Origin of the sequence: Burkholderia sp. MSMB1826 (genome assembly GCF_001526325.1) — a bacterium.
Classification (GTDB): domain Bacteria; phylum Pseudomonadota; class Gammaproteobacteria; order Burkholderiales; family Burkholderiaceae; genus Burkholderia.
Map to the genome: position 1 here is coordinate 68,361 of NZ_LOYN01000004.1, position 12,760 is coordinate 81,120.

Below are 12,760 nucleotides of genomic sequence, written 5' to 3' on the forward strand. Positions count from 1 at the left end.
GGCGTCTCGAACGACGTTGTCGACGACTCGTCGAGTCAGTCAGTTAGTTAGTTGCAGGAGTACATGATGAACGACCCACTTCCTTCGCCGCTCGATCACTGGGACGACACCACGCCGGTGTGGACGCCGTTCCGTTCGGCCCCGCAATCGCATTGACCGCCGGCTGAATCATCGTCCTGCCGTCAACGGCGCGGCACCCCGTCGCGCCATTCGCCCCAGTGCGTGACGATGTCCTGCACCAGCGGATTGCCCGCGCGGTAGAGGTTTTCGGTCGCCGGGGCGAAACCGCCCTGGTCCGCGTAGTTCAGCAGGTTGTCGGCGCTCGTCTGCCCCGCGTACGGCCGATCGAAATCGGACCCGGTGCGCAGCACGGCCACGCGCGACAGGTCGACCCGCTTCACGCTCGCCGCGCGCTTGAGCGCTTCGTACGTCGCGTTGTCTTCCTGCGCGGTCATGCAGTAGGTGCCCTTGCCGTCCGTCAGGATCTTGGTCCACTGGCGTGCGCGCTCGCCGATCAGCGTGCCCGAGAACCACGTGTTGCCCGATGACGTGTCGCACTGGATCACCGTCGGCGGCCGGTTCGCCGGCGCATACGTGAACTTCGCACGCGCCGCTTGCGCCTGCGCGCTGTCTGCCAGCACGACGTTGCGCGACAGCGCGTAGGCGGCGTCGGTCAGTTGCGGGTTGAGCTGAAACACTTCGGTGCGATAGTCGAGCGGCGGCTTGTCGTTCGGGCTCTTCGTATTGATGCCGAGATAGCCGGTGTTCCAGCCGGCCGGAATCTCGCGCGCATCGAGCTCCCACTGCAGGCTGAAATCGACCAGGTATTTCGACCACGCGGCCGATCCGACCGTGCCTTGCGCGGGGTCGACGCCCGCGATGCCCGAGACCAGGAAATACGTGCGGCGCAGATCGAAGCGTTGCGAGAACGTGAGCGCCATGATCGTCGCCGACGCGTTCGCATAGCCCATGCCGGTCGTGACCACGCATACGTCCTGCTTGTTGCAGTGGACCGCCGGATAGTCGGGCGACAGGCCGGGCACGGCGATGTCGCGCCACGGGCCGAGCCGGTCGAGCCACGCCTGGCCCTCCGGCCCGAACATCGTGACGATCATGACCTTGACCGGGCGGCCATGCGAGCCGGTCTCGGCGAATGCCGCGTTGCCGGCATCGTTGCCCTGGTTGTCCTGCGCGATCGACGGCGCGGTCGCGCAGGCGGCAAGCGAGAATGCGGCGGCGGAAAGAATGGAGCGAGTCAGCATCGGCGTTCCTTGTTTCGGTGACGTTGGGTGAGAACGGCTGTCGGAGACTGCGCGACGAGTATAGAACGGGCGTACGCGATGCGGAACCCGACTACGAAACGGCCGGCGATGTTTCGTGCGAACGGATGCGTGTTGCGTGACGGAAAATCGCGCGTTCGTCACCGCGTCGAAAAACATCAGGAATGCTATCGGGTTCGTCGCCGCGTGCGACGTCGGCTGCTTCGCGCCGCGCTACACGCGCATCAGCCCAGCCACGCCGTAACCGAGCACGACGAGTGCGGCGACTACATGGCTCGCGGCGAGCCACCCCGGCGATTTCATGAAGCGCCCGATCGCGCTGCCGCCGAACGCGAACACGAGTTGCCCGGCGAGGCTGCCCGCAAACACGCACGCGGCGCCGAACAACCAGTGGCGGTGCGCACCGGCGGCAGCCGTCGCATAACCATAGAACAACAGGATGGTCAGCGGATTCGCGAGCGTGACGACGAACATCGACATGAACGGGCGATCGCCCGGCGGCGGCGCTCCGTCGCCGTCGAGCGTGCGGCGTCGGGCGCGCAGCGCCTCCCACAGCATCCGCGCGCCCATCGCGAGCAACACGAGCGCACCGACCATACGGAACAGCGCCAGATGCGACGCAAGCGTGTCCGCGAGCATCGCGCCGATCGTGAAGGCCACGACCGCATAGCAGCCATCGGCAGCGGCCACCCCGATCGCCGCGCGCACGCCGGTCGCCGTGCCGGCGCGCATGCCGTAGTTCGCGATCATCAGCGCGACGGGCCCGACCGACAGCGCGATCGTCAGCCCGAACAGGAAGTCGCTCATCGGTCGTCCAGGATATCGATTCAATCCCGTCGATGGAGAACATCGATTCCAGCGACGTCGAAACGATTCAGTGTGTGAATCCGAACTCAGGCGACGTCGACGCGTGCGGGCCCGTCCACCATCTCGCCGATCACCGCCGCGCGGTCGAAACCGTCGGCACGGAAGCACGCGAGCACGTCGTCGACCGCGTCCGGCGCGCATGCGACCAGCAGCCCGCCCGACGTCTGCGGATCGGTTAGCAGCGCCTGCGCGACGGGCGGCAGCCCGTCGGCGAGCCGCACGTCGGCGCCGTATGCGGCCCAGTTGCGACCCGACGCGCCGGTAAACACCCCGTCGGCAACGAACGTCTCGACACCCGCAAGCCACGGCAGCGATGCATAGTGCACGCGCGCGGTGAGCTGCGCGCCGCGCGCCAGTTCGAGCGTATGGCCGAGCAGCCCGAAGCCGGTGACGTCGGTCAGCGCATGCACGCCCGGCAGCGCGGCGAGCTCGGCGCCCGGCCGGTTCAGCTTGGTGGTGGTCGCGACCATTTGCGCGTAACCGTCGGCATCGAGCTGGTTCTTCTTCAACGCGGCCGACAGCACGCCGACGCCGAGCGGCTTGCCGAGCACGAGCACGTCGCCCGCGCGCGCGGCCGCGTTGCGCTTCACGCGCGACGGATGCACGACGCCGATCGCCGCGAGCCCGTAGATCGGCTCGACCGAATCGATCGAATGGCCGCCCGCGACCGGAATGCCGGCATCCGCGCACACCGATTCGCCGCCGCGCAGCACGGCGGCGATCGTCTCGTGCGGCAGCACGTTGATCGGCATGCCGACCAGCGCCAGGGCGAGGATCGGCTTGCCGCCCATCGCGTAGACGTCGGACAGCGCATTGGTCGCCGCGATGCGGCCGAAGTCGAACGGATCGTCGACGATCGGCATGAAGAAATCGGTGGTCGCGACGATCGCCTGCTCGTCGTTGAGCCGGTAGACGGCCGCGTCGTCGGAGGTTTCGGTGCCGACCAGCAGGTCAGGGAACAGCGCGGGCGGCGTCGCGCGCTTGAGCAGCTCGGACAGCACGCCCGGCGCGATCTTGCAGCCGCAGCCGCCCCCGTGCGACAGGCTCGTGAGGCGCGGAACGGCAGGCTGGGCTTGAGTGGCTTCGGTCATCGTCGGCATCCGGTGAATACGGTGAATAACAACGCTCCATTATCGACAATTCCGCGCGAGCGCGCCCGATACCCACATAATGGACGGCCCTTGCCGGCTCCCGCCCTTGCTCGCTTCCTCATTGATCGATGGATCACGTCTTCGTCGCCCTCGTGCTGTGCTCGGCTCTCCTGCACGCGATCTGGAACGCGTTCCTCCACGTCAGCGAAGATCGGCTGGCGCAACTCGGCACGATGTCGCTGCCGTATCTCGCGTTCGGCGTCGCCGGCGCCGTGCTGCTGCCCGCGCCGGCGCCCGCCGCATGGCCGTACGTCGCCGCGTCCGCGATGCTCGAGGTCGCGTACTGCTTCACGCTCGCGCGCGCATACCGCAGCGGCGAGTTCGGGCATATCTATCCGATCGCGCGCGGGATGTCGCCGCTGCTGGTGTCGGTGCTCGCGTTCGCCGTGCTGCACGAACGACCGACGCCGCTCGGCTTCGCGGGCATCGCGCTCGTGTCGTTCGGGATCATGTCGCTCGCGCTGCGGCGCGGCTTCAGGTTCTCCGGGGAAGGCGTGCCGTACGCGCTGCTCACGGGCGTGTTCATCGCCGCGTATTCGCTCTGCGACGGTATCGGCTCGCGCGTATCCGGCAGCGCGCTCGGCTACATCGCATGGGTGTACCTGCTGTGGAGCGTGCCGCAGCTCGTGCTCGTCTGCGCATGGCGCGGCGGCCCGCGCGCAGTGCTCGGCTCGCGCACCGCCCTCGCGCAGGGCGCGATCGCCGGCACGATCTCGCTCGCCGCGTACGGGATCGTGATCCTCGCGTACCGGCACCTGCCGGTCGCGACCGTGTCGGCGCTGCGCGAAACGAGCTCGATCTTCGCCGTCGCGATCGGCTGGTTCGTGATGCGCGAGCGGCCCGGCGCACAGCGGCTCGCCGCGTGTGCGCTGGTGGTTGCGGGCGCGGCGTTGATCCGGCTGTAGCGCCCGCACCGGGCCCTTGGCCGGTGCCGGCCTTCATGACCGCTTCCGCGGGATGCCCGCTCCGTGCGGCTGCGGGTTGCAACCTGCCCCCGCTCTTGCCCGACGGGAAGAGGCATGAACCGGTTGGCGATTCCCATTCAACGGCGCGAAAGCAGGCGGGCTGGCCGCGCGCGAAAAACACGCGCCTCGTTGCGGAGCGTATCGAGCTTCGACCGGTCTTCGACGGAATCGCAACGAGTCGATATCGCCGCGCTCGCACGTCACGCCGCCGCAACCGCCCCGCCGAACGCCCGCTCGTCGATCGCCTCCGCGAGCGTCGCGAACGCCGTCGCGATCTCGTCCTCCGGCACGCACGCATAGCCGAGCAGCAAGCCCGATGCCGCCCGCGAGCGGTCCGCGTAATACCCGGACAACGGCCGCACGACGATGTTGCGTTCGAGCGCGGCCTGCGCGACGGCTCGATCGTCGACACCGTCCGGCAGCCGCGTGACGAGATGCAGCCCCGCATCGCTGCCGAGCGCGTGCAGCGTATCGCCGTAGCGGCGCGCGACCGCGTCGAGCAGCACCTCGCGGCGTTGCCCGTACAGCGTGCGCATCTTGCGGATATGCGACACGAAGTGCCCTTCCGCGATGAATTCGGCGAGCACGGCCTGCTGCAGCAACTGGCCCTCGCGATACAACTCGGCGCTCGCGGTCGCGAAACTCTCCGCGAGCGGCTCCGGCGCGACCAGATAGCCGACCCGCAGCCCCGGGAACAGCGTCTTGCCGAAACTCCCGACGTAGATCACCTGCCCGGCCGTGTCCAGCCCCTGCAGCGACGCGAGCGGCCGGCTGCCGTAGCGGAATTCGCTGTCGTAGTCGTCCTCGATGATCCAGCAGCCGTGCTGGCGCGCGTATTCGAGCAACATCCGGCGGCGCGCGAGGCTCATCACCATCCCGAGCGGATACTGATGCGACGGCGTGACGAGCATCAGCTTCGGCGGCGCGGCGAGATCGGCGGCCGACGGCGCGATGCCTTCGTCGTCGACCGGAATCGGCCGCGTGGTGAGCCCCGACACGTTCAGCACGCTGCGCACGCCCCAGTAGCACGGATCCTCGGTCCAGATCGCGTCGCCCGGGTCGGTCAGCAACCGCACCGCGAGGTCGATCGACTGATGGATGCCGGTCGTGATCACGATCTGCTCGGGCGTGCAGCGCACCGAACGCGACGTGCGCAGGTAGTCGGCCAGCGCTTCGCGCAGCAGCGCGAGGCCGCCGCCGGGCGCATAGGTCAGCAGGTCCGGGCGCAGACGCCGCCAGTACTTGTTGTGCAGCCGCGTCCATACGCGCGCCGGAAATCGCGACACATCGGGCACGCCCGGCATGAACGCGCCGCCCTGACGCTTCGACACGCCGGCGCCTTCGACGAGCCGCGTGCCGCGCGCGGACAGGCGCCGCACGGACGGCGTCGCGACGGCCGGCCCGGCCGCCGCGCCGGGCGGCGCGCCGACGATCTCGTCCGGCGCGCTGTCGGCGACGAACGTGCCGCGGCCCGTCGCCGAGTGCACATAGCCTTCGAGCGCAAGCTGTTCGTAGACCTGCGTGACCGTGTTGCGCGCGATCCCGAGCTCGGCGGCCAGCAGCCGCGACGACGGCACGCGCGTGCCGGCCGGCAGTTCGCGCGACAGGATCGCCTGTTGCAGCAGCCGGTGAAGCTGCCGGTAGATCGGCTGTTCGCCCCCGCGCACGAGGCGCTGCGCCAGCCAGTCCGACAACACGCTCGCGCGCATGATTGGCTCCTGAATATTTATTGAAATGGCTCTGATTGCCGGAGCCAAATGTGATTATAGTCGCGTCCATGGGCTGCCGAGGCGCCCGATTTTCTACCTATCGGACCGAACATCAAGGAGATGACCGTGAAGAATGCCGACCTGCAGGCCCGCAAGAACGCCGCCACCCCGCGCGGCGTCGGCGTGATGTGCGATTTCTACGCAGCCCGCGCCGAGAACGCGGAGCTGTGGGATGTCGAAGGCCGCCGCTTCATCGATTTCGCCGCCGGCATCGCGGTGCTGAACACGGGCCACCGCCACCCGAAGATCGTCAAGGCGATCGCGGATCAGTTGAACAACTTCACGCACACCGCTTACCAGATCGTCCCGTACGCGTCGTACGTCGAGCTGGCGGAAAAGATCAACGCACGCGCGCCGGGCGACTTCCCGAAGAAGACGGCGTTCTTCACGACCGGCGCCGAAGCCGTCGAAAACGCGATCAAGATCGCGCGCGCGGCGACCGGCCGCCCGGGCGTCATCGCATTCTCGGGCGGCTTCCACGGCCGCACGATGATGGGCATGGCGCTGACCGGCAAGGTCGCGCCGTACAAGCTGAACTTCGGCCCGTTCCCGGGCGACGTGTTCCACGCGCCGTACCCGAACGCCGTGCACGGCGTGACGACGGCCGACTCGATCAAGGCGATCGAGATGCTGTTCAAGGCCGACATCGATCCGAAGCGCGTCGCCGCGATCATCTTCGAACCGGTCCAGGGCGAAGGCGGCTTCAACCCGGCGCCGGCCGAGTTCGTGCGCGCGCTGCGCAAGATCTGTAACGAACACGGCATCCTGCTGATCGCCGACGAAGTACAGACCGGCTTCGCGCGCACCGGCAAGCTGTTCGCGATGCAGCACTACGACGTGCTGGCCGACCTGATCACGATGGCGAAGAGCCTTGCCGGCGGCATGCCGCTGTCGGGCGTCGTCGGCCGGGCGGACGTGATGGACGCGGCCGCGCCCGGCGGCCTCGGCGGCACCTACGCCGGCAACCCGCTGGCCGTCGCGTCGGCGCACGCGGTGCTCGAGATCATCGACGAAGAGAAGCTGTGCGAGCGCGCGACGCAGCTCGGCGACGTGCTGAAGGCGAAGCTGAACGCGCTGCAGGCGGACGTGCCGCAGATCGCCGACGTGCGCGGCCCGGGCGCGATGATCGCGGTCGAATTCCTGAAGCCGGGTTCGGGCGAGCCGGATGCCGAGTTCACGAAGCGCGTGCAGGCGCGTGCGCTCGAACGCGGGCTGCTGCTGCTCGTGTGCGGCGTGTACTCGAACGTCGTGCGCTTCCTGTTCCCGCTGACGATCCCGCAAGCCGTGTTCGACGAAGCGCTCGCGATCCTCGAGGAAGTGCTGAAGGAAACGGTCGGCGTGCCGGCCTGAGTGCCCGTCCCCGACTGAATGCGCCGCCGCCGTCGTGAAGACGGCGGCGGCCGTTTGCATCCGTCCTTTTCGAAGCAGGTGATTCATATGAGCACTGTTCAGGAAACCCTGGCACTGAAAGATCCGTCGCTGTTCCGCCAGCAGGCGTACGTCAACGGCGAATGGCAACCCGCCACGAACGGCGAGACGTTCGAGGTCCGCAACCCGGCGACGGGCGGCCTGCTCGGCACCGTGCCGGCGATGGGCGCGGCGGAAACGCGTCACGCGATCGACGCCGCGAATGCCGCATGGCCGGCGTGGCGCAAGAAGACCGCGAAGGAACGCGCGGTCATCCTGCGCAAGTGGCACGACCTGATGATGGAGAATGCCGACGACCTCGCGCTGATCCTCACCACCGAGCAGGGCAAGTCGCTGGCCGAAGCGAAGGGCGAGATCGGCTACGCGGCGTCGTTCCTCGAGTGGTTCGCGGAAGAAGGCAAGCGCGTGTACGGCGACACGATCCCGACGCCGGCGAGCGACAAGCGCATCGTCGTGACGAAGGAAGCGATCGGCGTGTGCGCGGCGATCACGCCGTGGAACTTCCCGGCGGCGATGATCACCCGCAAGGTCGGCCCGGCGCTCGCGGCAGGCTGCCCGATCGTCGTGAAGCCGGCCGAGGCGACGCCGTTCTCCGCGCTCGCGATGGCCGTGCTGGCCGAGCGCGCGGGCGTGCCGGCCGGCGTGTTCAGCGTCGTCACGGGCGATCCGAAGGCGATCGGCGGCGAACTGACGTCGAACCCGATCGTGCGCAAGCTGTCGTTCACGGGCTCGACGCCGGTCGGCCGCCTGCTGATGGCGCAGTGCGCGGCGACGGTCAAGAAGGTGTCGCTGGAGCTCGGCGGCAACGCGCCGTTCATCGTGTTCGACGACGCCGATCTCGATGCGGCCGTGCAGGGCGCGATCGCGTCGAAGTACCGCAACAGCGGCCAGACGTGCGTGTGCACGAACCGCTTCTACGTGCATGAAGCCGTGTACGACCAGTTCGCGCAGAAGCTCGCGGCGGCCGTCGGCCAGTTGAAGGTCGGCCGCGGCACGGAGCCGGGCGTCACGCAAGGCCCGCTGATCAACGAAGCAGCCGTGCTGAAGGTCGAGGCGCATATCGAGGACGCGCTCGCGAAGGGCGCGACCGTCGTGACGGGCGGCAAGCGCCACGCGCTCGGCCACGGCTTCTTCGAGCCGACGGTGCTGACCGGCGTCACGCCGGCGATGAAGGTCGCGAAGGAAGAGACGTTCGGGCCGCTCGCGCCGCTGTTCAAGTTCGGCAGCGACGACGAAGTGATCCGCCTCGCGAACGACACCGAGTTCGGCCTCGCCGCGTACTTCTACAGCCGCGACATCGGCCGCGTGTGGAAGGTCGCCGAAGCGCTCGAATACGGGATGGTCGGCGTGAACACGGGCCTCATCTCGAACGAAGTCGCGCCGTTCGGCGGCGTGAAGCAGTCGGGCCTCGGTCGCGAAGGCTCGCACTACGGCATCGACGACTACGTCGTGATCAAGTACCTCTGCCTGGCCGTCTGACGGTTCGGGGCCTGGCGCGCGAGCGGCAGGCCCTGGCCGCCCGGCCGGAACCGGGCGGTCGCGACGCGGGCCGGTATCCCTCTCCGCCGTGCCCGCGTCACCTGCCTTCTCCGCGATCAGCGGAATACGTTCACCGCCTCCACCAGCCGCGTCGCCTGCTGCTTCAGGCTTTCCGACGCCGCCGTGCTCTGCTCGACGAGCGCCGCGTTCTGCTGCGTGATGTTGTCCAGATGCACGACCGCCTGGTCGACCTGTGCGACACCGGTGCTCTGCTCGGCCGTCGACGAGCTGATCTCCGCAATCAGATCGGACACGCGCTTCACCTGCGTGACGATGTCCTCCATCGTCTTGCCCGCGCCATCGACGATCCGCGCGCCCGACTCGACGCGCTCGACGCTCGCGCCGATCAGCGTCTTGATCTCCTTCGCCGCATTCGCGCTGCGCTGCGCGAGCGCGCGTACCTCGCCGGCCACCACCGCGAAGCCGCGCCCCTGATCACCCGCACGCGCGGCCTCGACCGCCGCATTCAGCGCGAGGATGTTGGTCTGGAACGCGATGCCGTCGATCACGCCGATGATGTCGGCAATCTTGCGCGAGCTCTCGGTGATGTCGTTCATCGTCGCGACGACTTCGTTCACCGCCTGCCCGCCCCGCCCGGCTGCCTCGCTCGCGGAAACGGACAGCTGATTCGCCTGCAGCGCCGTCTCCGCATTGCTCGACACGGTGGCCGTCATCTCGGCCATCGATGCGGCCGTCTGCTGCACGCTCGTCGAAGCCTGCTCGGTGCGCGCGCTGAGGTCGTTGTTGCCTTGCGCGATCTCGTTGCTCGCGCGCTGCACGTTCAGCACCTGTTCGCTGACGTCGTCGACGAGCCAGCGGAACATCAGCCCGAGCTGGTTGATCGTACGCAGCGTCATGCCGATCTCGTCGACGCGATTCATCCGCACGCCGTTGCGGCTCTCGCCGGTCGCCACGCGCAACGCCTCGTCGCGCAACTGCCGAAGCGGCCGCACGATCTGCGCGTCGAGCCACAGCCCGGCCGCCGCCGTCACGCCGATCGCCGCACCGGCGAACGCCGCAAGCGCGCCGCCGCTCAACCCGGCCGCCCAGCCGGTGCCGACGACCGCAGGCGCCAGCACACACAGCGTCGACACCAGCCGCGCCCGCACCGACATCGTCTGGAACACCGACGCGACGCGCAGCGCGCCGGTGCGCAAGATCAACCCCTTGTGGAACCGGCGGCTGCCGGCCTTGCCTTCGCGGAAATCGCGATACAGCGCCTCGGCAGCCGCGATCTCGTCGCGCGTCGCCTTCGTGCGCACCGACATGTAGCCCTTCGGCTGCCCGTTGCGCATCACCGGAATCGCGTTCGCGCGCACCCAGTAATGGTCGCCGTTCTTGCGGCGGTTCTTCACGAGCGCGGTCCACGGCTCGCCGCGCCCGAGCGTCGCCCACATGTCGGCGAACGCCTCCTTCGGCATGTCCGGATGCCGCACCACGTTGTGCGGCTGGCCTTCGATCTCCTCGGGAGAAAAGCCGCTGACCTGGATGAATGCCGCGTTCGCGTAAGTGATGTGGCTGTCGACATCGGTCGTCGACATCAGCGTCGCATCATCGGCAAATTCGAATTCGCGTTGCGTGACGGGCTGGTTGTTGCGCATGGTGTGGAGCTCCGGGTGGCGGATCTTGCGTCCGTTCGTCGATTGATTCGAGACCCCGCGCATCGCGATCGATTCGCATGCGTGTGAGTCGGGCTCCTGCACTTTCGGCACATTCGGCGAAAACATTATGCCGTATTCGGGTAAATATGCATTAGATATGCATCATCTTGTTTTTACCGAATGATTTGTTTATGGATGAAACGAAGTGCGTTGCCGGGCAACGATCTGGACGCGATTCGCCCGGCCAATGGATGCCGCGATTTCGGCTCGATTCATTCGCCCCCTCCTGAAATCGGGGAGACGAATATTTCACGTTCGACGTCATTCCATTGAATTCGCCAATCCGAATAAGCACGGTGCGCGACATCCGGCATCGTCGATCGATTCCGCACGTCGCACACCCTTTCGCGCGCTCATCTGAACACGTTCACCGCATCCACGAGGCGCGTCGCCTGCTGTTTCAGGCTTTCCGACGCCGCCGTGCTCTGTTCGACGAGCGCCGCGTTCTGCTGCGTGATGTTGTCCAGATGCACGACCGCCTGGTCGACCTGCGCGACACCGGTGCTCTGCTCGGCCGTCGACGAGCTGATTTCCGCGATCAGATCGGACACGCGCTTCACCTGCGTGACGATGTCCTCCATCGTCCGGCCTGCCTCGTCCACGCGCCGCGCGCCCGACTCGACGCGCTCGACGCTCGCGCCGATCAGCGCCTTGATCTCCTTCGCCGCGTTCGCGCTGCGCTGCGCGAGCGCGCGCACCTCGCCTGCGACCACCGCGAAACCACGACCCTGCTCGCCCGCGCGCGCGGCCTCGACCGCCGCATTCAGCGCGAGGATGTTGGTCTGGAACGCGATGCCGTCGATCACGCCGATGATGTCGGCAATCTTGCGCGAACTCTCGGTGATCTCGCTCATCGTCGCGACGACCTCGCTCACCGCCTGCCCGCCGCGCTCGGCCGCCTCGCTCGCGGAAACGGACAACCGATTCGCCTGCAGCGCCGTTTCCGCATTGCTCGACACGGTGGCCGTCATTTCCGCCATCGACGCGGCGGTCTGCTGCACGCTGGACGCGGCCTGCTCGGTACGCGCGCTGAGGTCGTTGTTGCCTTGCGCGATCTCGTTGCTCGCGCGCTGCACGTTGTGCACCTGCTCGCTGACGTCGTCGACGAGCCAGCGGAACATCAGGCCGAGCTGGTTGATCGTGCGCAGCGTCATGCCGATCTCGTCGACGCGATTCATCCGCACGCCGCGCCGGCTCTCGCCGGTCGCGACGTTCAGCGCCTGCTCGTGCAGCCGCTTCAGCGGTTGCACGATCTGCGCATCGAGCCACCAGCCGGCGGCGGCCGCCACGCCGATCGTCACACCGGCAAACGCCGCGAGCCCATTGCCGCCCAGCCCGCAGGCCCAGCCCGCGCCGATGACTGCCGGCGCCAGCACGCACCATGCCGAATGCACGCGCGCACGCACCGACATCGTCTGCGGCAGCGATGCGATTCGCAGCAGCCCGGTGCGGATGACGAGCCCCTTGTGGAACCGGCGCTGGCCGGTCTTGCCTTCGCGAAACGCGCGATACAGCGCGTCCGCGGCCCGGGTCTCGTCGTGCGGCGCCTTCGTGCGCACCGACATGTAGCCTTGCGGCGCGCCGTTGCGCATCACCGGAATCGCGTTCGCACGCACCCAGTAATGGTCGCCGTTCTTGCGGCGGTTCTTCACGAGCGCGGTCCACGGCTCGCCGCCCTTGAGCGTCGCCCACATGTCGGCGAACGCCTCCTTCGGCATGTCCGGGTGCCGCACCACGTTGTGCGGCTGGCCGACGAGTTCCTCGTTCGAGAACCCGCTCACCTGCGCGAACGTCGTGTTCGCGTAGGTGATGACACTGTCGGCATCGGTCGTCGACATCAGTGTGACGTCGTCGGGAAAATCGAATTCCTGTTGAGTAATGGGCAGGTTGTTGCGCATGCAAGGCTCCGAAAGGCGGCTCTGTCGTCCGCGCCGCACTGAAATCGCGCTCAGTAGCCGAAAAACGGTTGATCGCTTTACGACACTCTCGTCCTTTGTCGGCAATGCACCGGGAAACCTTAATCCTGTCGCGCATCCTGCATGCAATTCGGCCATTACCATGATTTCGATCAAATATTCCGGCGATAATCGCGGCACGTGA

The 12,760-nt window shown here is 67.7% G+C and carries 10 protein-coding genes; 4 read left to right on the forward strand and 6 right to left on the reverse strand.

The genetic code is table 11. The features are described from left to right. Window positions 1-182 precede the first annotated feature (182 nt). The 3 genes from WS95_RS01145 to selD form a co-directional block, all read right to left on the reverse strand. A complete protein-coding gene (locus WS95_RS01145; protein WP_034206048.1) occupies window positions 183-1,262 on the reverse strand; it encodes a purine-nucleoside phosphorylase in 1,080 nt (359 codons plus the stop codon). Window positions 1,263-1,493: 231 nt separating this feature from the next. Continuing rightward, window positions 1,494-2,087 (reverse strand): LysE family translocator, encoded by a 594-nt coding sequence (locus tag WS95_RS01150; protein ID WP_059821825.1) that lies wholly within the window; start codon window positions 2,085-2,087, stop codon window positions 1,494-1,496. 86 nt (window positions 2,088-2,173) lie between these two features. Next, on the reverse strand, window positions 2,174-3,238 hold the full coding sequence (gene selD / locus WS95_RS01155; RefSeq protein ID WP_034206311.1) for a selenide, water dikinase SelD: 1,065 nt from the start codon (window positions 3,236-3,238) through the stop codon (window positions 2,174-2,176). 128 nt (window positions 3,239-3,366) lie between these two features. Here selD and WS95_RS01160 point away from each other — a divergent pair, with 128 nt between their 5' ends. After that, window positions 3,367-4,203, forward strand: coding sequence for a DMT family transporter (locus WS95_RS01160; protein WP_034206046.1), 837 nt, complete (start codon window positions 3,367-3,369; stop codon window positions 4,201-4,203). 260 nt (window positions 4,204-4,463) lie between these two features. Here WS95_RS01160 and pdxR read toward each other — a convergent pair whose 3' ends face one another. Then, window positions 4,464-5,972 (reverse strand): MocR-like pyridoxine biosynthesis transcription factor PdxR, encoded by a 1,509-nt coding sequence (gene pdxR / locus WS95_RS01165; protein ID WP_059821827.1) that lies wholly within the window; start codon window positions 5,970-5,972, stop codon window positions 4,464-4,466. A 126-nt stretch (window positions 5,973-6,098) separates the two neighbouring features. On the opposite strand from pdxR, the gene WS95_RS01170 reads away from it, so the two are divergent. Then, window positions 6,099-7,382 (forward strand): 4-aminobutyrate--2-oxoglutarate transaminase, encoded by a 1,284-nt coding sequence (locus WS95_RS01170; protein ID WP_155294409.1) that lies wholly within the window; start codon window positions 6,099-6,101, stop codon window positions 7,380-7,382. Window positions 7,383-7,469: 87 nt separating this feature from the next. Further along, window positions 7,470-8,939 carry an NADP-dependent succinate-semialdehyde dehydrogenase gene (gene gabD, locus WS95_RS01175; RefSeq protein ID WP_034206310.1) on the forward strand — a complete coding sequence of 490 codons (1,470 nt, stop codon included), beginning with the start codon at window positions 7,470-7,472 and terminating at the stop codon, window positions 8,937-8,939. 116 nt (window positions 8,940-9,055) lie between these two features. Here gabD and WS95_RS01180 read toward each other — a convergent pair whose 3' ends face one another. Both WS95_RS01180 and WS95_RS01185 read right to left on the reverse strand, forming a co-directional pair. After that, window positions 9,056-10,600 carry a methyl-accepting chemotaxis protein gene (locus tag WS95_RS01180; protein ID WP_059821932.1) on the reverse strand — a complete coding sequence of 515 codons (1,545 nt, stop codon included), beginning with the start codon at window positions 10,598-10,600 and terminating at the stop codon, window positions 9,056-9,058. A 413-nt stretch (window positions 10,601-11,013) separates the two neighbouring features. Next, window positions 11,014-12,558: a methyl-accepting chemotaxis protein gene (locus WS95_RS01185; protein ID WP_059821829.1), complete on the reverse strand. Its 1,545-nt coding sequence runs from the start codon at window positions 12,556-12,558 to the stop codon at window positions 11,014-11,016. Here WS95_RS01185 and WS95_RS34555 point away from each other — a divergent pair. Next, window positions 12,557-12,760: a hypothetical protein gene (locus tag WS95_RS34555; RefSeq protein WP_156444416.1), complete on the forward strand. Its 204-nt coding sequence runs from the start codon at window positions 12,557-12,559 to the stop codon at window positions 12,758-12,760. The genes WS95_RS01185 and WS95_RS34555 overlap by 2 nt on opposite strands.